Origin of the sequence: Marinobacter sp. AN1 (assembly GCF_026013985.1) — a bacterium.
Lineage (GTDB): Bacteria > Pseudomonadota > Gammaproteobacteria > Pseudomonadales > Oleiphilaceae > Marinobacter > Marinobacter segnicrescens.
The window spans coordinates 2,851,340-2,875,722 of sequence record NZ_CP110342.1; the positions used below are offsets into that span (position 1 = coordinate 2,851,340).

General features: G+C 56.3%; 21 protein-coding genes, 2 pseudogenes and 2 riboswitches. Of the genes and pseudogenes, 12 read left to right on the forward strand and 11 right to left on the reverse strand.

Annotation, left to right across the window (positions count from 1 at the left end):
• Positions 1 to 52: 52 nt before the first annotated feature.
• The 4 genes from LJ360_RS13090 to LJ360_RS13105 form a co-directional block, all read right to left on the reverse strand.
• On the reverse strand, positions 53 to 1,192 hold the full coding sequence (locus LJ360_RS13090) for a C4-dicarboxylate TRAP transporter substrate-binding protein (protein WP_264994199.1): 1,140 nt from the start codon (positions 1,190 to 1,192) through the stop codon (positions 53 to 55).
• 154 nt (positions 1,193 to 1,346) lie between these two features.
• Positions 1,347 to 1,733, reverse strand: coding sequence for a DUF302 domain-containing protein (locus tag LJ360_RS13095; protein ID WP_264994200.1), 387 nt, complete (start codon positions 1,731 to 1,733; stop codon positions 1,347 to 1,349).
• A gap of 166 nt (positions 1,734 to 1,899) precedes the next feature.
• Positions 1,900 to 2,637: an enoyl-CoA hydratase-related protein gene (locus LJ360_RS13100; protein ID WP_264994201.1), complete on the reverse strand. Its 738-nt coding sequence runs from the start codon at positions 2,635 to 2,637 to the stop codon at positions 1,900 to 1,902.
• Between the two features lie 36 nt (positions 2,638 to 2,673).
• Positions 2,674 to 4,317 (reverse strand): class I adenylate-forming enzyme family protein, encoded by a 1,644-nt coding sequence (locus LJ360_RS13105; RefSeq protein WP_264994202.1) that lies wholly within the window; start codon positions 4,315 to 4,317, stop codon positions 2,674 to 2,676.
• Positions 4,318 to 4,526: 209 nt separating this feature from the next.
• Here LJ360_RS13105 and LJ360_RS13110 point away from each other — a divergent pair, with 209 nt between their 5' ends.
• From LJ360_RS13110 to LJ360_RS13120, 3 genes are all read left to right on the forward strand, one after another.
• A complete protein-coding gene (locus LJ360_RS13110) occupies positions 4,527 to 4,871 on the forward strand; it encodes a hypothetical protein (protein ID WP_264994203.1) in 345 nt (114 codons plus the stop codon).
• Between the two features lie 99 nt (positions 4,872 to 4,970).
• Positions 4,971 to 5,387 (forward strand): PaaI family thioesterase, encoded by a 417-nt coding sequence (locus tag LJ360_RS13115; RefSeq protein WP_264994204.1) that lies wholly within the window; start codon positions 4,971 to 4,973, stop codon positions 5,385 to 5,387.
• 203 nt (positions 5,388 to 5,590) lie between these two features.
• Positions 5,591 to 7,231, forward strand: coding sequence for a 3-(methylthio)propionyl-CoA ligase (locus LJ360_RS13120; RefSeq protein ID WP_264994205.1), 1,641 nt, complete (start codon positions 5,591 to 5,593; stop codon positions 7,229 to 7,231).
• 89 nt (positions 7,232 to 7,320) lie between these two features.
• On the opposite strand, the gene LJ360_RS13125 is transcribed toward LJ360_RS13120, so the two are convergent.
• Positions 7,321 to 7,827, reverse strand: a complete 507-nt coding sequence (locus LJ360_RS13125; RefSeq protein WP_264994206.1) for a hypothetical protein — start codon at positions 7,825 to 7,827, stop codon at positions 7,321 to 7,323.
• A gap of 318 nt (positions 7,828 to 8,145) precedes the next feature.
• Here LJ360_RS13125 and LJ360_RS13130 point away from each other — a divergent pair, with 318 nt between their 5' ends.
• Positions 8,146 to 9,354 carry an acyl-CoA dehydrogenase family protein gene (locus LJ360_RS13130; RefSeq protein ID WP_245742413.1) on the forward strand — a complete coding sequence of 403 codons (1,209 nt, stop codon included), beginning with the start codon at positions 8,146 to 8,148 and terminating at the stop codon, positions 9,352 to 9,354.
• 107 nt (positions 9,355 to 9,461) lie between these two features.
• Here LJ360_RS13130 and LJ360_RS13135 read toward each other — a convergent pair whose 3' ends face one another.
• Positions 9,462 to 10,367, reverse strand: a complete 906-nt coding sequence (locus LJ360_RS13135; protein ID WP_091848618.1) for a LysR family transcriptional regulator — start codon at positions 10,365 to 10,367, stop codon at positions 9,462 to 9,464.
• 116 nt (positions 10,368 to 10,483) lie between these two features.
• On the opposite strand from LJ360_RS13135, the gene LJ360_RS13140 reads away from it, so the two are divergent.
• The gene (locus LJ360_RS13140) at positions 10,484 to 11,323 is read left to right on the forward strand and encodes a DODA-type extradiol aromatic ring-opening family dioxygenase (RefSeq protein ID WP_264994207.1); all 840 of its coding nucleotides are present in this window, start codon (positions 10,484 to 10,486) and stop codon (positions 11,321 to 11,323) included.
• A 19-nt stretch (positions 11,324 to 11,342) separates the two neighbouring features.
• A complete protein-coding gene (locus LJ360_RS13145; protein ID WP_264994208.1) occupies positions 11,343 to 11,861 on the forward strand; it encodes a cytochrome b in 519 nt (172 codons plus the stop codon).
• A 50-nt stretch (positions 11,862 to 11,911) separates the two neighbouring features.
• Here the strand turns inward: LJ360_RS13145 and LJ360_RS13150 are convergent, their stop codons facing one another.
• Positions 11,912 to 12,511, reverse strand: coding sequence for a trimeric intracellular cation channel family protein (locus LJ360_RS13150; RefSeq protein ID WP_264996041.1), 600 nt, complete (start codon positions 12,509 to 12,511; stop codon positions 11,912 to 11,914).
• 40 nt (positions 12,512 to 12,551) lie between these two features.
• Positions 12,552 to 12,649: riboswitch (glycine riboswitch) on the reverse strand.
• Positions 12,650 to 12,735, reverse strand: a riboswitch (glycine riboswitch).
• 182 nt (positions 12,736 to 12,917) lie between these two features.
• Here LJ360_RS13150 and LJ360_RS13155 point away from each other — a divergent pair.
• The 3 genes from LJ360_RS13155 (at position 12,918) to LJ360_RS13165 (ending at position 15,535) form a co-directional block, all read left to right on the forward strand.
• Complete coding sequence (locus tag LJ360_RS13155; RefSeq protein ID WP_264994209.1) at positions 12,918 to 13,481, forward strand: NADPH-dependent FMN reductase; 564 nt, start codon at positions 12,918 to 12,920, stop codon at positions 13,479 to 13,481.
• Between the two features lie 113 nt (positions 13,482 to 13,594).
• The gene (locus tag LJ360_RS13160) at positions 13,595 to 14,338 is read left to right on the forward strand and encodes an NYN domain-containing protein (protein ID WP_264994210.1); all 744 of its coding nucleotides are present in this window, start codon (positions 13,595 to 13,597) and stop codon (positions 14,336 to 14,338) included.
• A gap of 90 nt (positions 14,339 to 14,428) precedes the next feature.
• Positions 14,429 to 15,535 carry an HNH endonuclease domain-containing protein gene (locus LJ360_RS13165; protein WP_264994211.1) on the forward strand — a complete coding sequence of 369 codons (1,107 nt, stop codon included), beginning with the start codon at positions 14,429 to 14,431 and terminating at the stop codon, positions 15,533 to 15,535.
• Positions 15,536 to 15,543: 8 nt separating this feature from the next.
• On the opposite strand, the gene LJ360_RS13170 is transcribed toward LJ360_RS13165, so the two are convergent.
• Complete coding sequence (locus LJ360_RS13170; RefSeq protein ID WP_264994212.1) at positions 15,544 to 16,140, reverse strand: class I SAM-dependent methyltransferase; 597 nt, start codon at positions 16,138 to 16,140, stop codon at positions 15,544 to 15,546.
• A 155-nt stretch (positions 16,141 to 16,295) separates the two neighbouring features.
• On the opposite strand from LJ360_RS13170, the gene istA reads away from it, so the two are divergent.
• Together istA and istB are read left to right on the forward strand one after the other, a co-directional pair.
• Complete coding sequence (istA, locus tag LJ360_RS13175) at positions 16,296 to 17,792, forward strand: IS21 family transposase (RefSeq protein ID WP_091848196.1); 1,497 nt, start codon at positions 16,296 to 16,298, stop codon at positions 17,790 to 17,792.
• On the forward strand, positions 17,785 to 18,540 hold the full coding sequence (gene istB / locus LJ360_RS13180; RefSeq protein WP_264994014.1) for an IS21-like element helper ATPase IstB: 756 nt from the start codon (positions 17,785 to 17,787) through the stop codon (positions 18,538 to 18,540). The genes istA and istB overlap by 8 nt, the downstream gene beginning before the upstream one ends.
• Here the strand turns inward: istB and LJ360_RS13185 are convergent.
• From LJ360_RS13185 to LJ360_RS13200, 3 genes and pseudogenes are all read right to left on the reverse strand, one after another.
• Positions 18,521 to 21,141: pseudogene (locus tag LJ360_RS13185) on the reverse strand (DUF3427 domain-containing protein); the annotation flags it as partial. The gene istB and the pseudogene LJ360_RS13185 sit on opposite strands and share 20 nt — an antisense overlap.
• A gap of 20 nt (positions 21,142 to 21,161) precedes the next feature.
• A complete protein-coding gene (locus LJ360_RS13195) occupies positions 21,162 to 22,244 on the reverse strand; it encodes an IS630 family transposase (protein ID WP_264993966.1) in 1,083 nt (360 codons plus the stop codon).
• 74 nt (positions 22,245 to 22,318) lie between these two features.
• Positions 22,319 to 22,854, reverse strand: a pseudogene (locus tag LJ360_RS13200) (DUF3427 domain-containing protein); the annotation flags it as partial.
• 297 nt (positions 22,855 to 23,151) lie between these two features.
• Here LJ360_RS13200 and LJ360_RS13205 point away from each other — a divergent pair.
• Positions 23,152 to 24,306: a C4-dicarboxylate TRAP transporter substrate-binding protein gene (locus LJ360_RS13205; RefSeq protein ID WP_264994216.1), complete on the forward strand. Its 1,155-nt coding sequence runs from the start codon at positions 23,152 to 23,154 to the stop codon at positions 24,304 to 24,306.
• Positions 24,307 to 24,383: the final 77 nt, after the last annotated feature.

Sequence of the window (24,383 nt, forward strand, 5' to 3'; positions counted from 1 at the left end):
GGAAGAGATCAGGCAGGCCGTCCCTGGCCCGGTCAAATCGTCCTGAAAGGGATTACTGGCCGTACTGAGAAACGTCGACCTTCGAGAACACGTGCTCCCAGTAGAGGTCCGCCAGCTCTTCGCTGCTTTCGACGCCATCAATACGCTCGCGCCATTCTCCCAGCAGCTCACGGAAGCGCTCGATCTTCTCGTCAGCATTCTGGATACCGTAGCGCTCCTCGTAGGCGGAGGCGATGGTCTTCAGGTCTTCACGGATAAACTCACGGTTCTTCTCAACCATGGCTTCCGAGGGCTGGGTCAGGCCAATGCCCTGTTCCTCGGCGGTGCGCTCGTTGTCTACGGCGCCCTTCTCATAGCCCCAGCTGAACTCGGCAGACAGAACCGCCGTGGCTTCCAGCAGCGCCTGGCGTTGCTCTTCGTTCAGCGAGCGCCAGCTGTCCAGGTTGATGTTGGCTGAGCCCACACCACTGAAGGTACCGCTGGGGTAGTTCACGGTGATGTCGTCCACCACTTCAAACAAGTTGAAGACGGACAGTTCCGAGGTGGACTGAACCGAGCAATCCACCACACCCTGACTCAGACCTTCATAGATCTCGTTAACAGACATGGTGATAGGGTTGGCGCCCACAGACTCGGCCCAACGTGCCCACTGGGCACCGGACGTACGCAGGTTCTTGCCTTCCAGGGCCTCAAGGCTGTCCACCTTCTCACGGCACAACAGGGAGTAAGGCGGTGTGGCAGCGCTACCCAGGAACAGCTGGTTCTGGGCGGCAAACTCGTCACGGCACTCGGTGCATTCGCTGAAAATGAATTCGGACATGGCACCGGTATACACCAGGCCCGCCTGGGATGAGCCACGCTCGGTCAGCTCAATGGACATGGACACTTCCGCCACCATGTTGGTGTGGGGAAAATCCGCCGGGAAGTACGGCGTGAGTACCACGCCCATATCGGCCATGCCGTCGCGGATGCCAGCCGGGGTTTCCCGCAGGTTCAGCAGCGACAGCTCGAATACACGAACGCTGACATCGCCACCGGACAGCTCGTCCAGGCGCTCTTCAAACACGCCCAGGGCATCACTGGTGATACTGCCCTGCGGATAACCCGAGGCGAACCGCAGCTCCGCAGCCTGGACAGCCACAGAACCCATGGCCATCAGACCGATAGCCGCAGCAAGGGGATACTTTTTCATTGGGGGAGCTCCTTTATTGTTGTTTCAAAATGAAACCATATTGGTGCGGACCCAACTATACGTATCCCATCGCCGGGAATCCATGGTTCCCGCATTGCAAAGTATTATCTTCCACTTCCCGCCGCTCCCGAAACCCCGCTGAACGGCCAGCGAGTCAGATGGCCTGGACGGCCTCGGCCAACATATCGCGGACCTTTGCGGCAATCTGCTTCAGCTTATGGTTGTCGACAGCCATCATCGACTCCACCGGGTCAATGGCACTGACTTCAATGCCATCGTCCGTCTCACGCAGAATGACGTTGCATGGCAACATGGCCCCGACTTTTGGTTCAGCGCCGATGGCCTCCCAGGCCATGCCGGGGTTACAGGCTCCCAGAATGCGGTAGCCGGCCATGTCCTTGTCCAGCTTCTTCTTCATGGTGGCCTTGACGTCAATTTCGGTCAGCACACCAAAGCCTTTGTCTGCCAACGCCTTGCGCGTGCGTTCGTCAACAGTTTCAAAGTCCGCATCGCGGATTGTGCGATCCAGGGTATAAGTCATACCAACCTCCTCGTTTGCACTGTGACAGGGAACAACCAGAAAACCTGACCTCCATAGTGACCCCCTGGCCAGGCAAACGCAAAATCACAGCAGCCCAACGATCCGATACCCACCCTGAGCCAGTCTGCTCACTCCACCACTGTCAGCATCGCCTGGAGAGCGGCTGTCACCGTTGAAGGAACGCCCTCATGGCGTTACGGGCATTTTCAGTTTTGCCCAACTCTGTCGCCAGGCCCATCTCCAGGCCATAACCTTCCAGCACCCCCATCTGCTCTACATCGGCCAGGCTCTTCCGGGCCATCTGAACCGCGGCGGGATCTTTTTCCGCTATTTCCCTGACAATGGTCCGCGCATAGGGCATCAATTCCTCCTGTGGAAGGCAGGCTTCGATAACCCGGCGATGGAAAAGCTCACGGGCATCCATCTGGTGACCAGTGAGTAGCATTCGGTTAACCGTGGAGTGGCCTAGCAGGCGCATGGCATGGCGGGCGCCACCGAGCATGCCCACATTGACTTCCGGAATACCGACATAGGTATTCTCGCTGGCAACCAGAATGCAACAGCTCGACGCGATACCAAGACCAGCGCCCAGCGCGGGGCCATTGATGGCGGCAATGGAGGGTTTGCGACTGTTCAGGAGGGCATCGTACATATCCAGGCCAACACTGGTCGGCCCGGGCGTATCACTTTCAAGCGCCGCCAGCTGCTCACGCAAATCAACCCCTGCCGAGAAACACCGGCCCTGACCGGTCAGGATGACCGCTCGTACCTCATCATCGGCATCGGCTGCTTTCAGGGCCTCGACCAACTCCTGCATCATGCCGAGAGTCAGCGCGTTCACAGGCGGACGACTCAGGGTAATGGTAGCCACATGCTCGGCGACCGACAGATCTATGTCTGACATGGGTGGGATATCTCCGATTTTCGACAGGTAGCTGATTCAGGTCTCTTTCAAGGCCCGCCGCAAAATCTTCCCGGTCGGGGTTTTTGGAAGGTCCTCAATAATGTCGACGATTCTGGGGTACTTATAGGCCGCCAGGCGCTCCTTGCAATAGTCGATCAGTTCCTCCGACGTCACCTTTGCGCCCTCGGTCAGGCTGACGACGGCTCTCACAGTCTCACCCCGGTAATCGTCCCTGGCCGGCACCACGGCGACTTCACGAACCTGCGGGGTGTAAAGCACATCCTCCACATCCCTGGGCCAGACCTTGTAACCGGAGGCAATGATCATGTCCTTCTTGCGGTCAATCAGGTAAACCCAGCCGTCCTTGTCGACAGTGGCTATGTCGCCCGTCGCAATCCACCCATCAACAATGGACTGATCTTCAGGCCTCCGCCAGTAACCGGAGATGACCTGGGGCCCTTTTATCAGCAGCTCACCCTCCTCTCCTGCAGGTACTTCCTTGCCCTGGTCGTCCACGATCCGGATATCGGTATTGAACACCGGAACACCGATCGACAGGGCGCCGTATTTCGGGTCGACCGGCCCCTCGTACTGGAGGGGCGTCACGGTCACCGTGGCACTGGTTTCCGTCATCCCGTAGGCATTGCGGACAATGATGCCAAGCTTTTCCCGCAAGGCATCCCGCACCGCGGGAGGTACCGGCGCCCCGCCGGAAAGAACCAGCCTGAAACTCTCGAAATCCCCGGGCTTCACGCCGGGCACATTCATCAGGGCAATCAATGCGGTAATTGGCGCCACCGTAAACACCGGCTTGTGCCTTCTGATCTCGTCCAGCACCATGTCGGGCACGAATCGCCGGTACAGAACCAGGGGCGACCCGGCCAACAGCGCCGAACAAAGGTTGCCCACAAGGCCGGTAATATGAAACAGGGGCGCGATGGCCAGGTTGGGCTCCCCGGGCGCCATTCTGAGCCATTCCCGGGATACCTGGGCGTTGAAAGACAGGTTGCCGTGGGAGTGCATGGCGCCTTTGGGCTTGCCGGTCGTGCCGGAGGTATAGACGATGGTTGCTGTGTCCGTATTCGTCCGCTCAATAACGGGGATGTCGCCTGCCGGTAACGAAGAAACTTCCTCCATAAATTCCGGGTACCCTGCACGGGAGGCTGCATCACCGAATACCCTCGGATCGTTCTCGCCCTGGAAAAACGCCTCCGAGGTGACATAAACCTTTCCCACCCCGTGGTTTTCGGTAACGTCCTTGCCAACAGCGTGGTAAAACTCATCCTGCAGGACAACGATGGTCGGTTCGCAATCCTCGAGGACAAATCCGAACTCTTTCGACTTGTACATGGGGTTTGCAGGCACCACGATCGCTCCGACCTTCCACGCAGCGATCAGAACCAGCACAAACTGAGGCACGTTCTGCATCACCATCAGTAGCCGGTCGCCGGCGCCAAGCCCATTGTCGATAAATGCCCTGGCCATTTGATCCGAAAGTTTGTCGACCTCACTGAACGACAAGCTACCGTCAAAGTACAAAATGGCCGGCATGTCCGGGCGCTGCCGCACCGCATCCCGGAATACCGACAACATATCGCCGTATTCCTGGTGTATCTCCCCAGGCTGGCCCGGGTCATACAATTTCTGCCAGAACCGCTGCTCGAATTTTTGTTCTGTCATGTTTTGCCCTCCACGCACAAATCCCAATCTAGTACCCACCAAACGATCGGTCAATTTTATTGCGCTGACCTCCGGGATCCGGATATCCTGTTTATTAGTTCCCTATCCAGAGCATGCGTGCGACCATGGCCGGCAAGGTAACACCCGCAGTCAACCTGAACCCCGGTGGACATGGGCGCGCAGGTGATTGAAGTATCAGGAGTACAGAAATGTCTTATACACCGTCCGTGGATCAGGAGAGGCTGGCACAACTGGCGAGCCAGTATCTGGGGAATACCCCGGTCACAGGAGATGTGATTTTCTTTGCTGACGAGGGTGAACGCCTGAGCCATGCTACCTGGCAATTGTCCCAGAAGGACCAGCGCAGCCTCCAGGAATCCGGGTTCAAATCGGCACTGCTGGAACTCCTGGATGACCTGATCAGCCACCGGGCCAGCCAGCACCAGGCCAACCTCTGCCAGGGCGTCGTGAACATCGAGAAAAATCAGCTCAACATACAGTGGCTGCCCCTGGAAGAAGCCCAGATGCTGAGAAACCAGCGCAAGGCGAGTTAGCACTCTGCGCGGCCGAAGGTCGCTCTGCCTGGGCCACGCCATCCTGGACTTGTGCCTGGTACTTCAACACAACCCTGACAAATGACCCGAAAACATCCCATGAACGATCTCCAGAACCGACTTGAATCCAGTTTCTACGCCCGGGGCCTGATGAAAACCCTGGGGGCCCGCTTGCTGTCCGTTACCGACGGTGAAGTCCAGATAGAGTTGCCTTTCTCGGCAGACCTCACCCAGGGACTTGGCTACCTGCATGCCGGCGTTGTGACCAGCCTTGTGGATACCGCCTGCGGCTATGCCGCCCTGACCCGGGCACCGGAAGGACATACCGTGGTGTCCGTCGAATTCAAGACCAACTTTGTCAGGCCCGCCGTCGGTGAGCGCTTCGTCGCCATTGGCAGGCTGGAAACCGCTGGCCGGATGCTGTCGGTTTGCCGGGGCGAGGTTGTTGCCTACTCCGGCGACAGTGTAAAAACCGTTGCCCTGATGCAGGCAACCATGGCGAATGTTCCAGGCTGAAAAACTTCTTCCTTAGTGCCCCCCTGCTCCTACCCTCCCCTGACGATAATTCGTCGATTCCGACGATGGCCGGATTTCCCGGCCACTTCTACGTTGTTTAAGTAGCAATCAAGCTCACTATTAGCTTCAACGCATTCGCGGCCACTCCCGACAGAGAGGAGCCGCGATTCCCTGGAACACCAACAACAATAAGGAAGATCGCGATGTTGGGCATAATGCAAGAGCATCCCCTGATGATTTCCTCCCTCATCGAGCACGCCGCCCGGTTTCACCCGGACTCGGAAATTGTCACCCGAACAGTAGAAGGTCCGATCCACCGGACCAATTACCTAGAGCTGAGAGACCGATCGAAACAGGTAGCCAACGCACTGGAAAAACTGGGTATCGAGCAAGGTGACCGGGTCGGCACCCTGGCCTGGAATACCTACCGTCACATGGAGCTTTATTTCGGCGTCTCCGGCTCCGGGGCGGTTTTGCATACCATCAACCCCCGCCTCTTCGAAGAGCAGATTGAATACATCATCAACCACGCAGAAGACCGGGTGCTGATGTTCGACATATCCTTTATTGACCTGGTCCAGAAACTGGCGCCGAAGCTGAAGTCCGTTGAATTCTATATTGCCATGACCGACAAGGACTCCATGCCGGACATGGACCTGCCAAACCTCTACTGTTACGAGGAGCTGGTGCAGGCAGAAAAGCCCGACTACCAGTGGCCACTGTTTGACGAGAGAACGGCTTCATCGCTTTGCTACACGTCAGGCACCACCGGCAATCCCAAGGGCGTCCTCTACTCCCACCGCTCCACCGTCCTCCATACCATCATGGCCGCAACCCCGGACGGCGCCAACATCAGCGCATCCGAGTGCCTGCTCCTGATCGTTCCGATGTTCCATGCCAATGCCTGGGGCATACCCTACGCCGCCGCCATGACCGGCGCGAAGGTGGTGCTGCCGGGACCCCGGCTGGATGGTGAAAACCTGTATGACCTGATGGCCACGGAAGGTGTCACCTTCTCCCAGGGTGTGCCAACCGTCTGGCTGATGTTCCTGCAGTACATTGATTCAAAGCCCGGGCTGGACCTGTCAAAACTGCCCCTGAGAAAAGTCAGCATCGGTGGGGCTGCGCCACCCAGGAGCATGATCGAGCGGTTCGAAGATAATGGTATTGACGTCATGCAGGGCTGGGGCATGACCGAGACCAGCCCCCTCGGATTTGTGAACGGCGACCTGCTACCCAAGCACAAAAACCTCTCCAAGGACGAGCGCTTTGCCATCAAGTCCAAGCAGGGGCGCGGCATCTGGGGCGTCGAGTCCAAGATCACCGATGACGAAGGCAACGAGCAACCCTGGGATGGCGAGTCCGTCGGCAACCTGATGATACGGGGCCCATGGATTGCCGCAGGCTATTTCAAGAAAGACAACAGTGACCAACTCGACGCCGATGGATACTTCCCGACCGGCGATATCGCAACCATCGACAGCAATGGCTACCTGCAACTGGTTGACCGTTCCAAGGACGTCATCAAGTCTGGCGGCGAGTGGATCTCCACCATGGAGCTTGAGAACCAGGCGGTATCACATCCTGACGTGGCCGAAGCCGCTGTCATCGGCATCCACCACCCGACCTGGCAGGAGCGGCCGTTGCTGATCGTGGTTGCAAAAGAAGGCGCCACGGTTACCTCCGACGACCTGATGCAATTCCTTGGTGAACGGGTCGCCAAGTGGTGGTTGCCGGATGACATCGCCTTCGTCGACGAGCTGCCCCACACCGCCACCGGCAAACTGCTCAAAACGAAGCTAAGGGAGCAGTTCAAGGGATACGTTGCTGCAGAGAGTTCCTGAGTACCCCCAACAATAACCCGAAGCCAGACTTCGGAATGGCCGGGGCCGACAGGCCCCAGACCTTTACGACAATCTACTGGGCTTAAACGTTACCGCAAGTCACGCTGAAGTTGACGCTGGTGCTCCAGCATCTGTTCCATCATCAGCTGCATCTGGTCCATGCGCTGCTCCATGAGCTGAACGCGTTCATCAGTGTTCATCCCGGAGCCGGCTTGTCCCGGGCCACCCTGACCTGGGGACATGCCCTGGTTATTCCGCATGCCCGGGCTGTTACCGCCCTGTTGGCGATTTCCCATACCCTGGTTATTCATCATTCCCTGCGGCCCGGACATGCCCCGCATCATCTGCATGTGCTGCTGCATCTGCTCCATATGCTGCTGCATCAACTCATTCCGCTGCTCGCGCTGTTGACCGGTATCGCCCCGCATTCTCTGGTTCATCTCCTGCATACGGGACATATTTTGCTGCATTTGCTGCATCTGCTCCTGGGACATCATGGTGCCCGCGGGCCGCCCCTGACTGCCCTGCCCCTGAGCCAGGGCAAAAGGTGCAACGAGCATCATGGAAACGGCGATAAATCGCACAATTCTGTTCATCGCAAACCTCCTGCGAAACGATGTGGACGACAAATACAGTAAAGCTCAAGAGCCCTTGCTTCGCCACCAGGCCCTGCGGAACCACCCGCCGTTTCCACTCCAGGTCAATCCGCACTCCAACCCTTATCCACCTCCTTAATAAAAGTCCTTGTCTGGCCAATCACCTCGCTTTAATCTATAGAGCGCTCGCACTATTTCGTCCATAACGACGATGGCGGTTATGGCCCACGAAGCCACAATGATACCTATACCAGACTGATCGGCATCGTCTCCCTTCAACGGAGCGAACTGCCTGCAAGACCTTTGCCGGAGATAACAATGACAAACACCACCATGGACCCGATAACAGACGACAGCTTTCCGGACCGGGCTCGGGCGGAAGAAATCGCCGAGAAAGTCGAACGGTTTGTTCGCGATGTGGTCATTCCCTATGAAAGCGACCCGCGGCGTGACCACCACGACTGCCCTACCGATGAGCTGACCCAGGAAATGCGCGCCAAGGCCCGGGAGGCCGGCGTACTGACACCCCACATCTTCCCGGAAGGCGGTCACCTGAGCCAGCGTGGCACCGCCATGGTGCTGATCCGCAGCGGTCTCTCTCCCCTTGGCCCGCTGGCCTGTAACACGGCCGCACCAGACGAAGGCAACATGTTCCTGCTGGGCAAGATGGGCAGCGACCTGATCAAGGAACGCTTCCTGAAACCTATCGTGGCTGGCGAGAAGCGCTCCGCGTTCTTCATGACCGAGCCATCACAGGAAGGTGGTGCGGGGTCTGACCCGTCCATGATGATGACCGAGTGCCACAAAGACGGTGACGAGTGGGTCATCAACGGCCGCAAGGCGTTTATTACCGGTGCCCAGGGCGCGGGTGTCGGCATTATCATGGCCAAGGCGCCGGAAGGGGCCAGCATGTTCCTGGTGGACTTGCCAAACCCGGCCATCCAGATTGATAACGTGCCCAATACCATGGACAGCTCCATGCCTGGCGGCCACGCCACCCTGACCATCAAGAACCTGCGGGTGCCGGAAGAACAGATGCTCGGCGCAGCCGGCGACGGCTTCCGCTACGCCCAGGTACGCCTGGCGCCGGCCCGCCTGTCACACTGCATGCGTTGGCTGGGTGCCTGTATCCGCGCCAACGAGATTGCCACCGACTACGTTAACCGTCGCATGGCCTTCGGCAAGCAGCTGATTGACCACGAAGGTGTCGGCTTCATGCTGGCCGAGAACAAGATCGACCTGCAGCAATGTCAGCTGATGATCGACTGGTGCGCCAGCGTGCTGGACCGGGGCGAACAAGGCGGTACCGAAAGCTCCATGGCCAAGGTCGCCGTCAGTGAAGCCCTGATGCGCATTGCCGACCGCTGCGTCCAGGTAATGGGCGGCAACGGCCTGACCGAGCACACCATCGTGGAACAGGTGTTCCGTGAAATCCGCGCCTTCCGCGTATACGACGGCCCCACCGAAGTCCACAAGTGGTCCCTGGCCAAGAAAATCAAGCGTGACTGGAAGCGCGATAACGGCTGACAATCAACAACAGAACCCTTCGGTGACTTGCTGAAGTTGCCTCCTTGACCTGGACCATCTCCCGGTTCAAGGCCTCGCCCCGGTGCCGCTGGTATCGGGGCATTTTTTTATCCGGCGGGTGAACCCACAAACTGCTCAACCAGGAAGTCGATCATCAGCCGGACCTTGGCTGGCAAACGGCGATCCGGCGGAAACATCACATAAAGCCCGCCAAGCTCCACCAACGGCTGGTCGAGCTCCAATGACACCAGTTCACCCTTGGCAATCGCCCGGTCCACGATAAAGTCCGGCTGGTAGATGATGCCCTGCCCTCCCACCGCCGCAGCCAGCAAGGCATCGCCATTATTGGCTGTCAGATTGCCGTGCACCGGCACCTTAATGTCCCCCTGGCGACCGAAGGCCCAGGGGCCCTTGCCCTGCAGGGGCGACAAGGTATAGCCAAGGCAGTTGTGCTCAGCCAGGTCCGCCACCCGGCGAGGTCGGCCGTGCCGCGCCAGGTAGTCGGGTGAGGCACACACATATAGCTGACAGTTGCCCAGCCGACGGGCCTTGAGCGAACTGTCCGCCAGGTGACCAATACGAACGCCCAGGTCCCAGCCTTCCCGTATCAGGTCATGCTGCGCATCGCTGAGCCCCACCTCTACATCGATTCCGGGATAACGACGACTGAACTCCGGTAACAGGGGCGCAATAAAACGTGTGCCGAAAGAGTGGGGCAGATTCATGCGCAGTCGTCCGACGGCTTCCGTGCGCTGTACGCTGACTTCGGCTTCCGCCTCGTCCAGCTCCTGCAGAATGCTGCGGCACGACTCCAGGAACTCCGTGCCCGCATCCGTCAGTGTCAGCTTGCGGGTGGTGCGGTGCAGCAACTTCACGCCCAGCCGAGCCTCCAGCGCATCCATATGCTTGGTAGCCATGGCCGGAGACATGTCCATCACCCGGCCGGCAGCAGAAAGACTGCCATGGGTGGCCGCCTGTACGAACACCCTCATGCTGATAAAGCGGTCCAGCATTCTATTTCACACTCCTGGTTAAAGGTGTGTTCCGATTTTAGCAGGTTCTCGCACCCGCGAATAAAACGTAAATTACCAGCTATTGATCAAACGCACTTTCCAGCGAGGTACCAACCATGACCAATCCAGAGGCCTCCGCTGCACCCGCTACCCAGCCGGTCCTTTTCATTCCCCATGGCGCGGGCCCGTGCTTCTTTATGGACTGGACACCCGCTGACGCCTGGCATGGTATGGCAGATTTTCTGCGCAACATTCACTCATCGTTGCCAGAAAAACCACGGGCCATCCTCATGGTATCGGCTCACTGGCTGGCGGAGGATTTCACCGTGACCGCCGGCGAACAACCCGGGCTCATCTACGACTATTACGGCTTTCCCGAGCACACCTACGAACTGACCTACCCCGCCCCGGGCGATCCGGCGCTGGCAATAAGGGTCAACGATTTGCTGGCCCAGGCAGGATTGGCCAGCCGGCAGGACAGGGAGCGGGGATTTGACCATGGCATGTTTATCCCGCTGAAGCTGATGTTCCCCGCCGCTGACATTCCGGTTGTGCAGCTTTCCCTGCGCGCGGACCTGGACCCTGCAACTCACCAGCAGGCTGGCAAGGCCCTGCAGGCCCTGCGCCAGGAAGGCGTACTGATTATCGCCAGCGGAATGAGTTTTCATAATATGCGCGGCTACGGCGACGAGCGCTTTACGCCAATCTCCGAGGCTTTCGACACCTGGCTGGGCGAATCCATGGCGGCGACACCTGCGCAAAGGGAGGACAGGCTCGACCACTGGAGCTCAGCACCCTATGCCCACCAGTGCCACCCGTCAGGGCACGAGGAACACCTGTTGCCACTGATGGTGGCCGCCGGCGCCGCAGGTGAAGACACCGGGCAGAAAGCGTGGTCCGGGCAGGTACTCGAAACACAACTCTCAGCCTTTCGATTTGGCTGGCCAGGACACTAACACAACCAGGGAGACACCCATGATCAACGATTCCAGAACCCAATACGGTATGCTCAGCAAGATCCTGCACTGGGGCATGGCCCTGCTCATCGGCTGGCAGTTGATGAAGTTCGGCGACCGGATCGCGGATGGAGAACACTGGGTTGGCCAGACAATGGTCCCCTGGCACGTATCTATCGGTTCGTTGTTGCTGGTGCTCATTGTCGCGCGGATTATCTGGGCAGCGAGTCAGCACAAACACCGTCCGGAGCAGGACCCGCAGACGGCCAGACTGGTCAAGGCAGGTCACGGACTCCTCTACGCAGGTATGTTACTGATGCCACTCACGGGCATGATGGTGATGCTTGGGGGCGGTTACGGGGTTAATGCCTTTGGTCTGCAGCTTATTGCCAAGGGCGAAGAACTCGGCTGGGCCGCCACGCTGGGCAGCCTGCATTCGCCACTGGCCTGGGCACTGACCGCTTTGATCATCGGGCACATCGGCATGGCCCTGCTGCACCACTTCCGGGGCGAGGCTGTGCTTAAGCGAATGGTATAAACAAATTCGGCACCCCCTTATTCAGGTATACACGGCTTGTTTAAACCACCTCAATCCCAGCGGGCGCGGGAATAACTGAACACCGGCAGCGACAGCTTCCAGCGGATGGCAGACATCCGCAGCAACAGCCCAAGGCTGAACGCCGCCAGCAGGGTGATGTTTTCGCCCACCCCGTGGTTCAGCAGGGTGAGATAGAACAGCGCCACCACCAGGGAAACGCTGGCGTAGAGCTCGTGGCGCAGCACCTGGGGAGTCCGGTTGCACATGATGTCCCGGATAATGCCGCCAAAAATCCCTGTGGTTATTCCTGCCATGACCACCACGACCGTCTCATAGCCCAGCCTGAGGGCCACATTGCAGCCAATCACGGTAAAGGCCACCAGGCCAATGGCGTCAAGCACGAGAAACAGCTGATGAAGGTGGCGCATGAACCGGGCGATAACAATGGTTACCAGACCGCCGGTAATCGTCATATAGATGTAGAGGGGGTGCTGGGTCCAGGTAACCGGGAAGTTACCCAGCAGGATATCCCGCACCGTGCCACCGCCCAGGGCGGTGAAAAAGGCAATCACGGCAACACCGAACAGATCCATGTTGCGCCGGCCGGCAGCAAGCGCGCCGGACATGGCTTCGGCGGTAATGGCAATCATATAGATAGAGGTCAGCACACAGCACTCCTGCGTTTCTGTGGCCTCTCCCCCTGTCCCTGATACCTGAGAGTTTACAGGGCCTGACCCTGCTTGCCCCTTCGGTGGGTTGCTGTGCAACCTCTCTCCAGACGGCGTTGAAAAATGCCCGCAGTACCTGTGCCTGAGCGTTTATGGGAGTTTGCGCCTTCGGCGGGGCTCGTAGCCCTCTCTCCTGCGGAGTGGCGGATTATAGAGATGCCCATGCCGGGCGTCGAGTGGCAATCAGAAATCGGATCAACCGTCGAATCGGCTGAACAACTCTGCCAAAAAGCCCCGATATCTTTATGTTCGAATCGGCGCTAGATTAAATTAGTAAGCGAATAACTTCATCACCCCATGCAGTGGCTCAAAAAGGAGATTTCCGATCATGTCGCTCAAACTCCAAACCATCATCTGTAGCACCCGCCCCGGGCGTATCGGCCCATCTGTCGGCGAGTGGTTTCACGAGGTTGCCGGTACCCACGGAGCATTCGACAGCGAACTGGTCGACCTGGCCAGCTTCAACCTTCCGATTTATGACGAACCCAACCACCCGCGTACCCAGAAGTACGAGCACGACCACACCAGGGCCTGGTCCGAAAGCGTGGCCAGTGCCGATGCCTATGTGTTTGTGATGCCGGAATACAACTTCAACCCGCCGCCCTCGTTCGTTAATGCCATCAACTACGTCTACAACGAATGGAACTACAAGCCCTGCGGCTTCGTCAGTTACGGTGGCGTATCCGGGGGCTTACGCTCTGCCCAGGCCGCCAAGAACCTGGTCACCACGGTAAAGATGATGCCAATGGTGGAAAGCGTGATGGTGCAGATGCCCTGGGAAAACCTGGCCGATGACGGCAGCTTTACCGCCGCCGATATGCATACCAGCTCTGCCAACACCATGCTGGAAGAAATGGCCAAATGGGCCAATGCGCTGAAAACAATGCGTTGAGGTGACTTTCCAGTCTTCGCCGGTAGCAGGCGTTGGCCGGACGTGGAGAAGGTAGGCACCGGAAAACATGGTAGTGTGTTCCCAACCACCCCGCACAGGAAGGTTTCGGGACCATGAAAAGCAACTACAAAATCGCCCTGCTGATTGATTGCGACAATGTCAGCCACCGCTCCATTGAAGGTGTCCTGCAGGAACTGGCCAAGTACGGCGCCGTCAACGTGCGACACGCACACGGCAACTGGAACGGACCGCAGCTCGGCGGCTGGATCGAGAAACTGCACGCCAACGCCATCCGCCCGGTCCAGCAATTTGCCTATACCACGGGCAAGAATGCCACCGATGCCTCCATGATCATCGACGCCATGGACCTGCTATACAGCGGCAACGTGGATGCCTTCGCGCTGATGACCAGTGACAGCGATTTCACCCCCCTGGTCATGCGAATTCTGGAAGCCGGCCTGCCGGTTTTCGGCTTCGGGGAACAAAAAACCCCGATGCCATTCGTCAACGCCTGCTCGCAGTTCATCTATACCGAAAACCTGCGGGAAGAGAGCGAGGACAGCGAAGACAGCCAGGCCAATGGCGAGCCTGCCCCACAAAAGCAGACCCGCTGGGAGCGCAACCAGCTGCGGGGCGACTCGGTACTGGTCAGAACGTTGCGCACGGCAGTGGAACAAACCGCTGATGATGATGGCTGGGCACACCTTGGTGCAGTGGGCCAATACATCTCCAACAACAGCTCCTTCTCACCCGTGAACTACGGCTACAAAAAACTCAGCGACCTGGTCCGGGCCAGTGAGCTGTTCGAGGTCAGTGTGCGGGAGAAGAATGCGATGTATATAAAGAGCCCGGGGTGACTTCCAGGCCTGCCGGGAAAACCGGGCCGGTCTAGATCATCAATTTTTCCGGATTTTCAAAGCGACAGCGTTTCATATCAAGGCAAGACAATGTCCATTAACCAAATCTTACCAGACGACCCTCAGCTGAATATTTCGGCCCTGTCTTCAATATTTTCCAACACAACCAACTCATATAAGCTTTTATTCTTCTTGGCCATAATGGAAGAGATAAAAACAAATCTCATACAGGGAGAAAATAGCCAAAGACTTCAACTAAATAACCTCTCAATTCGCATGCTGCAATTCGCGTGGTACCCACACAGATTTTTCAATCTATCCTTTGGAATTCAGGACAAAATTGCTCGTTCACTCGACATGCTAAATTTTGATATCCAAGGCTCTGCTATAACCAACAGCAAAAGCTTTGAAGAACTCAGAACCGCTATCGAAGAGCAATTCAACAGAATCGGAGGAAAATCCCTCGAGCGATATGTACCTTACCGACTATTAAGCCCTTTTTTCACCAAGGAACTAAAAGGTTTACCCGACGCCAAGGTCAACAATAAAGTCATTGAACTAAGTAGCCAGAGCTTTGTCACCAACGCTCCCCCAATCTACAGATTTAGCGATGACCACTCTTCGATAATACTTCACGATAACTGGCTTAACTATCTCTCGAATAACTGGCGGATTGTACAAGGATGGGTGCTTTTCGAATGGGCAAACTACCTTCAGAAGAAAAACCCGAGTACACCAGCGATACTCAACAAACTACAACCACCCGCAAGTAGATCCCCACTAAAAAAGCAAACAGATTATTGGAATCTTGTTTCCGAAAACATCAATCTATTCTGCATCTACTCCAACCAACCACTAATGTCAGGAGATTTTGCACTCGACCACTTTATCCCCTGGTCATTCATCTGCCACGATGAACTTTGGAATCTCATTCCAGCAGACCCGATTGCAAATATAAAAAAGGGACGGGCGATCCCCAGCGAAAATAAACTCAAGCCATTTATTGAGCAGCATCTAATTGGTATCGAGATACACCATTCTAAGAACAGAAAAAGTTGGCCGCGAATCGTCCAGCCTTACCTTGAGGGGCTATCCCTAAGTGCAGACGAGGTATTAAACCCAGATCTGGTTGCAGCCGCGTTGGAAGGAAAGATGAAACCTCTGATGTCTCTGGCCAAGAACCTCGGGTATCAATGAGCTATTACCTAAGGCATGCGATAGAGCACAGTTTCCCACCGGACCTGGGGGCGCTTCAGTTGGTCAGGTGATGACGCTAACTGGAAGGTAACTGGCACTACAAAACTATTTCGTGCAAAACCATCCAGTTCAGCCTTGCTGACCTCATGGAACACCCGTTCCCCATCGCCGGGACCATGCCGCAGGGTAATAACCAAATTGCCCGACGGTGCCAGCAACTCCGTCAGAATCCGGAACGCCCGCTCACGCGACGATGGAGCAATGTGCATCCACACGGCCGATACCAGAATCAGGTCAAAGCGGTAACTGAGTTTACGAATTTCCGCCAGATCCGGCAGGCTGTCGTCGACCCACTGAATACTCTGGTGGACGGTAGCCGCTTCACCCAGGCGGCGTAACTCCGCCGCCGGCTCAACCGCCACCACATCCCAGCCACGCTCCGCCAGGGCCAGCGCATCGCGGCCGCTGCCCGCACCGACATCCAGTGCCAGGCCGGAGCTTTTCTCCAGAAGGGGAAACCAATCGCTGTGGACCTGTTGGAAGGTCAGGGACTGGTATTGATCAAAGAACTTCCGGGCGTTTTGGTTGTAAGGACCGTAACTCATGCCACCGCCAACTTAGCAGCCTGTTGCCACATAAAGTTCGGCATCGGCGTTCGGAGTTTCCAGTATAGCGCGACAATTAACTTGGCCGGTCCAGCGACAACTATGTTGGCCGGTTGATCTGATAGGGTCCGACACAGCAGAACGGAGGAGTCGCTGTGTCGGGCAAACACATTACAGATCAACAGGTCAGGTTATTCATGCACCACCGCAAAAGCCAGACACAGACCGTCGCCGCGGCCAAGGCCGGTATCTCAGAGCGGTCCGCCCGTCGCATAGACCAGCAATTGCACCAGCCCCAGAAGCGAGAGCGCAACTGGCGTACTCGTAAAGACCCGTTGGCAGAAGTCTGGGATAGCATCGTGTTACCGCTGCTGGAGTCATCGCCTGACCTCACACCAGTGGGTATTTTTGATCACCTCTGTGAGTACCATACAGATCAGTTCGATCCCCGTGCACGACGCACATTGGAACGGCGTATTGGCCGCTGGCGACAATTACACGGGCCAGCCCAACCGGTCATGTTCGTCCAGAGCCACGAGCCTGGAGAACTGGGCATTGCCGACTTCACCTGGGTTAAAGAGCCGGTGACCATTGCGGGTGAGGCCTTACCGCACAAGCTGTTCCATTACCGCCTGGTTGCCAGCGGCTGGGCCTACGCTCAGGTCACCTATGGTGGCGAGAGCTTCAGTGCGCTGTCGGATGGCCTGCAAAAGGCCTTCCGGAACAGTGGCGGAGTGCCGCGACAATTACGCACCGACAGTCTGAGTGCCGCCTATAAGAACCGGCAGGAGCAGGAGGATTTTACCGAGCGATTTGCCGAATTCTGTCACCACTACGATGTCCGAGCTACCCGCAACAATCGGGGCGTGGCTCACGAGAACGGTGCCATCGAATCGCCCAACAACCACATCAAGCAGCAACTCAAACAAGCCCTGTTACTGCGCGGAAGCCATGACTTTACCACCCGTGATGCCTACGAAGCCTTCGTTCAGGCAGTGGTGACACGGCGCAACCGCCGGATCAGCACCGTGTTCAAGGCAGAGCAGCAACGTCTCCAACCACTGCCTGCTCATGACAGCAATACCTACAGTGAGCATACCTTGCGGGTCAGCCGCACCAGCACCATCGCGCTTAAGCGGGTGACCTACTCGGTGCCCTCACGACTGATCGGTAGCCGGCTGACGGTACGCCTGTTCGATGCCCGCCTGGAGCTGTGGTGCGCCGGTGTGCATACGCTGACACTGCCCCGCATCCACGCCCGGGGACAGCAACGCCGGCGCAGCGTCAATTACTGCCATGTGATCGAATCCCTGGTTAAAAAGCCCCGCGCCTTCCGGCACTCTCAGTGGCGCGATGACCTGCTACCCGGCGACGATTACCGGCGTATCTGGCAGCATGTCGACGAAACCTTGAACGCAGACAAGGCCTGCCACTACATCGTAAGACTGCTGCACCTGGCCAAGAAGAGCGACCGCGAAAGCGCCCTGGGTCGTTACGTGCTGGCCGGCATTGAGCGCGGCAAACTCCCCAGTCTGCTGGAATGCGAAGACCGCTTCCTGAGCCTCAATCCGGCTCTGCCGGCTATGGTGGTTCATCAGCATGCGCTGGGCGACTACCAGGCGCTGCTGCACATGGGAGGCTGCCATGAGTGACGTGACGGCTTCACTACCCTTGATGTTGAAACACCTGCGCCTGGGCAGCATCAAGGATCACTGGCAACCCCTGGCGGATAAGGCCGTGACGGAACACTGGCGTCCGGAACAGTACCTGAGCGAGCTGTGTGCCCTGGAGCTTGCCTCACGGGAAGACAAGCGCTTACAGCGCTATCTGAAGGACGCTACATTACCACCGGGCAAGCAGTTGGGCAGCTTTAACTTCGACGCGGTGACGGGGGTGACCAAGCCTCACATCAGCCAGCTGATCAACCAGCCAGACTGGGTGAAACGTGGTGACAACCTGTTGCTGTTCGGTGCCAGCGGGATCGGTAAAACCCACCTGGCCAGCAGCATCGGTTACGGCCTGATAGAGGCCGGCATCCGGGTCAAGTTCGTGGCCGCCACGGCGCTCGTACAAAGCCTACAACGCGCCAAGGAAGCCCTGCGTCTTAGCGATGCTCTGGCCCGTCTCGACAAGTATGCTGTGCTCATCATCGATGACCTGGGCTACGTTCGGAAAACCGAGCAGGAAAGCACTGTGTTGTTCGAGCTGATCGCCCATCGCTACGAGCGCCACAGCCTGATCATCACTTCCAATCAGGACTTCGAGCACTGGGACAAGCTGTTTGAGGACACCATCATGACCGTCGCCGCCATCGACCGACTGGTCCATCACGCCACCATCCTTCAATGCACGGGGGAAAGCTACCGGAGAAAAGCCTCACTCAAGAAGCAGACAACATAGGTTCACCGTCAACCGGCCAACTTAATCGACGCTGGACCGGCCAAGATAGTTGACGCCGTACATTCCAGGTAATACTCATCGGCTGGGAACCAGTGTGAGATACATAATCCACCTCACCATAATTCACAAACCCCATCGTACGACCATATTCGTCTTTCGCCTGCTCTCTTACAAACAGGAACAACCGTTTGTTGAGGGCTTGGTGCTGAATATAGTGTTTCCCCTTCCCACGGTCAGGCCGAGCGCTGTTTTGAGACTGCCAGTGAAACAGCTGCTCGTTGATGGCGTAATCATGGTACATGGTAGTCGGGGAAAACTGCTTTTCGTTTTTATCCAGGGTGACAAACAAAAGTTCGATATTCTGATCCTGGATGACATAAACACCCTCCCTCGATGGCGGCTGATTCTCGAACGTCATAGCCCCAAAGCCAACCAGAACCTGCTCTCGGGAATAGCGGGCATGGAGACGCAAGGGCACTTGCGGTAATTCCGGCATAGCGGGTTGTTCGTGCTTGGTTTTCGCCAGCTTCCAATCGAGCACGTCCACCAACTCTTCTTCCAGCCCCAGCTTGCTGAGTTCTGCCAGGCTATGTGCAAGCGAATCAAATTCCAGCTCCGGCCCGGTTTTCTGCCAGAAATCGTAATGGCACATGAGTGCTTGGCGGTTGCTTGCATCGTCCCAGCTGAACCCGGCTTGGCATAGCTTCTTGAGGAACAGCAGATACTGGTGATCGTCACAGATCAAAATGCGATGGTAGATGGCCTTTTTCGCCAGCTTGAACAACGATTCATCGTCTACGTCCTCGTCATTCGCTTTGCTCACTAGTTCCGCCCAACTGCCCCGTTTATATAGTTCGTTCAGATCGATGTAGGGATGATGGGTTATGAAGTTTTTCAGCGTGAGTGGCTTAGTGGAATGCTGCGGAAACTGGCGAATAAGAGATACCAACCGCTTCATGGTCAGTGTGGCTTGCCGTATGTTGCTCAGCACCATTTCCTGGGTTTTCTTGGTGAGCTCAATTCGGCAGCCGAGCGGTGCATGGGGAAAACCCTGCTTGAGCTCCTCGGTGATCGAGCGTTCCGACTTACCCACCAGTGCCCTGAACTTATTGGCAAAGTCATATTCAGGACGGGAGTTGCCTACAAAATCCAATACCGTGCAGCATTCTTTGTCCTCCGCCAAACGCAGGCCGCGGCCCAGTTGCTGCAGGAAGATGGTCAGGCTTTCGGTTGGGCGCAGGAACAGCAAGGTATCGACTTCAGGAATGTCGACGCCTTCGTTGAAGATGTCGACCACGCACAGCACGTCGATGTGCCCTGAGCGAACGGCTTGCTGCTTTTGTTGGCGCTCGTGACTATTGTCACTGGTGAGAATGTCTGCCTTGATCCCGTGCAGCAGGAATTGCTCCACCATGAAGTTCGCATGCTGATGATCAACACAAAAGGCCAAAGCCCTCATACTTCCTATATCGGTGACGATCTCTCTCAAACTGCGAACAATCTTTTTTACACGGCTGTGATTATGTGTATACAGATTGGTCAGCTGAGCGGGCTCATAACGGCCCCGACGCCACGGGATAGTTCGCAGATCAGTATCATCATCAATACCGAAATACTGGAAAGGACAAAGATGACGTCGGTTTATCGCTTCCGGCAACCGAATTTCAGCGGCGATGACTCCACAAAAGTCGCTAAGGATATCTGCTTCATCATTACGCTCCGGTGTTGCAGTCAGGCCAAGTAATATACCGGGCGAGAAGTGCTCCAGTACCGCCCGATAACTCGATGCAGCGATGTGGTGCACTTCATCGATTACGATGTAGTCGTAATAGTCTTCCGTCAGCTTCAGCTGACCCAGCTGGTTGTTCAGGGTCTGGATAGACACGAACAACTGGCGATAGTGCTCAGGCAACTGACCGCCCACCCAAAGTTCGCCGAAGCCATTGTTTCGCAGCACGCCACGATAGGCTTCGCGGGCCTGCCGCAGAATTTCTTCCCGATGCGCCACAAACAGAAAACGGGCGGACGGCTTTGCTTTCATGAACCGCTGAAAATCAAAAGCCGAGATCAGGGTCTTGCCAGTGCCTGTGGCGGCCACAACGAGGTTCCGGAAACGCTGGTGCACGTCCCTTTCCACAGACAGCTGCTCCAGAATGTCCTTCTGGTGGGGAAACGGGGTTATTTCGAAATAGTGGGAGACACCTGGAGCATCCAACCCTTTTTGCTGCTTGAGTGCTCGGTTGAGTTTTCAGTACTCTCGGCCTGCCCATCAAACCGTTCAAACTCATCTGACGCCCAGTAAGTCTCGAAAGTACTCAAAGACTTGTTGATGATGTGCGAAATTTCCTGCGAGGTGATCTTCAGGTTCCACTCAAGACCGTTGGTCAGCGCCGATCGGGACAGATTTGATGAACCAATGTAACCCGTGTGAAAGCCCGTGTTCCGTAGGAATAAATAGCTTTTGGCGTGCAGTCTTTCCCGCTCGGTGTTGTAGCTCAGTTTAACTTCGGTATTCGGCAGGCTGGCCAGGTACTCAACGGCTTTAGCATCGGTCGCCCCCATATAGGACGTGGTGATGATTTTCAGCTCTCGCCCACTAGTGTCCCGTCTGGGTAATTCGTTTATTTATCATTAATGACACTCAACTTTGCTCGCGCCACTGAAGTCATAATCGATTCTGCGCTTTTGTGCCAGCGGAAGGGCTTTGCCAGCTTCTCATTATGAGTTTGGATAAAGCGACGAATCGCCTTCTTCAGTTCGCCGACACTGGTAAAAATGCCACGGTACAAAGCACGGCGTTCCAGTTGACCAAACCAGCCCTCCACGGCATTCAGCCAGGAGGCGCTGGTTGGTGTGAAGTGAAGCTTGAACCGGGGATGTTTCTCCAGCCAGGCTTTTACCTCTGGTGTTTTATGAGTCGAGCTGTTGTCCAGAATCAGATGAAGGTCCTGCTCTTTCGGTGTTTCTCGATTAATCTGTCGCAGAAAGTCGAGAAACTCTTTGGCTCGGTGGCGTTGCGTAATGCGCCCAATCACTTCGCCGTTCAGAATGTTCAGAGCCGCGTATAAGCTGGTCGTGCCGTGCCTCTTGTAATCGTGGGTGCGACGCTCGATCTGGCCGGGTTTCAATTGCAACTTTGGTTGAGTGCGATCCAGTGCCTGGATCTGCGTTTTCTCATCAACAGACAGCACCAGGGCGTTATCCGGCGGATTCAGGTACAAACCGACAACATCGAAAACTTTATCAGCAAAGTCCGGATCATTGCTGATTTTGAAAGTTTTCAGCCGGTGCGGTTTCAGGTCAGCGGCTTTCCAGATCTGATGCACTTGCCAGCGACTAACACCGGCATATTCGGCCATCAACCGGACGCTCCAGTGGGTTGATTCCTTGGGCAGCTTTTTGACCGTGTCATCAAGAATTGCCTTAACCTTTTTCTGATTCAGCTTTCTGGGTTGCCCGGGTCTTGGTGCATCCTGAAGACCGCTCAGGCCCTGTTCGGTGTAACGATTACGCCACTTGAATACCGTGGCCGTCGTGGTTCCCAGTCGCTCAGCAACGACTTTGGGTGATTCACCGGCATTCAGGGCCAAAACGATTCGCGCTCGCAGAACGAGATTCTGACTCAGCGTGCTTGTTCGCAACCAGCTTTCCAACTCCAGTTGATCGTTTACCGTAAGATTAAAGGGAGCTGGTTTCCGGGCCAAAACAGAGTCTCCAAACTCGTGAATAATAGCTCGAATTATAGCATATATGCGCTTAGGAAATACCCGGACGGAACACTAGCAGTGAAGGCTTCCAGCTCTTTCCGGAAATGCGGATGCCGGCCCACTTGATGAACGACACCAGCCAGTAAATCTTGTCTGCCGACAGAATCTCGCGCTTGAGCTCAGATTCCAGTGAAAGGCCGGCATTGCTACCGGAGAACAATTCGCTTTGGGTCAAGCCTGTTAGCGGGAAAATGTCTTCGACGTATTGTTTAAGGTTGGCAGCAACGGGGTTCTCCAACTCGTAGAGCGCGGTGAGGATCTTGCCTTGGCTATCGAGAAGGTTTTCCTCAAGAAAGCCTTCGTCTGAAATCTGGTTCTTGAGCCACATCAGCAGCTGGTTGGAGAGTTCGATTTGCTCTTGCAGCCGATCTTCGCCCGACGGCACCGCTTCAATGGCAAACTCCAGGATGTTGGAGAGGAATCGTGACAGCCAAACCGACGCTTCGCTGCTGTCGAGCTGGCGTTCGCCAACGTAAAACCTGCTTCTATCCAGGCGGCTTTCAATGAGCTTGGTGATCAGCTGCTCATAGATTCCGGTCTGCTGCATCATTTACGTTCCACGTTGATGACTTCCAGGAGAACGGCACCGTGACTACGGGCATTCATATATGCTCGCTAGCTAACGAAAGCCAGTAAGGGAACGTTACCCCTTAACATACCGTTTTCCATGGAATCCTTGGAAACGACACTCCCCGACCTGCCAAAAAACCTCGCAAAACACCCTTTCGCCTCCTTGCTGTAAACCGGACCACCATCTACGTTGTGAACTAGTGGGTGATTTTTGCACGACCACCTCTGTCTCAGTGGTGGTTACCCCCCAACCTCAATCAGTGAGGACACAACAATGAAAACGATACCCTCTCTCAAAACCATCGCGGCCGGCATTGCCATCGCAGGACTGTCCACCGCCAACTTTGCAAATGCCACCGAACTCCGCTTTGCAACCGGTGCGCCCCAGAACACTCTAGGCACCAAGGCCATGGATGCCTTTATCGAAGCTGTTGAAGAACGCTCCGGCGGCGATATCAGCGTGAAAGGATACGCTCAGTCCTTGCTCAGCTTCATGGAAACTCCGACCGGGCTTCGAGACGGTATCGCAGACTTGGGCCACGTTCTTACACCATATTTCCCGTCTGACTTCCCCAATACCATCATGCTCACAGAACTAACCATGGCCCTTGAGCTGGCGGATGTGAGCCCACAGGATGCCGTTTTTGCCTATACCGGCGCAGTGTCCGAGTATGTGATAAACCATTGTCCCGATTGTTTGCAGGAACACCATGACCGTAATCAGATATTCCTGGGACTGGCCAGCTCTTCGCCTTACGGTCTGTTCTGCAATGGTGCGATTACCAGCAAAGAGGACATTGAAGGGAAACGCATCCGTATTGGCGGCCCCCAGTGGTCGCGATGGGTAACCGCCATGGGCGGCTCACCTGTGTCCATTCCGGTTAACGAAACCTATGAAGGGCTCAGCCAGGGCGTTGTCGACTGTACGGCCCATAACCTGTCGGACTATCTCAATTTCAAGTTTATCGAGATCGCCAGCGACGTCACCATGGGGGTTCCTGGCGGCACATTCGGCGGGGTTGGTACCAGTATGAATGCTGACGTCTGGAAGGCTCTGTCTGAAGAGGACCGTACAACAGTGCTGTATGGCGCCGCGACTACGGCGGCTGAGATAGCCAAGCTTTACCTGGAGGACCATGAGGAGGCCCTGAGGAGGATCGACGAGCAGCCGGAACTGACGCTCCACGAGCCAGATGAGGAGTTTCGTCAGATGACCAGGGACTTTATCGAACAAGACCTCAAGACGGTGGCATCAAGCTACGCAGAGCGTTACGACGTGCAAGAGGCCGAGGCCAGGATGGCCGAGTTCAAGGAGATGCTGGATGAATGGGTCGGTAAGGTCGAAGGCATCGAAACCCGGGAAGAGCTCCGCGACCTGTACTGGGAAGAGGTGTTCTCTAAGGTCGATGTCAGCTCCTACGGAATCTGAGCAACGTGCCCCGGCGTAATGCCGGGGGTTTATAGTCTGAACGATCGATGAGGATGTACGAGGCAAGTGTTCGCTCG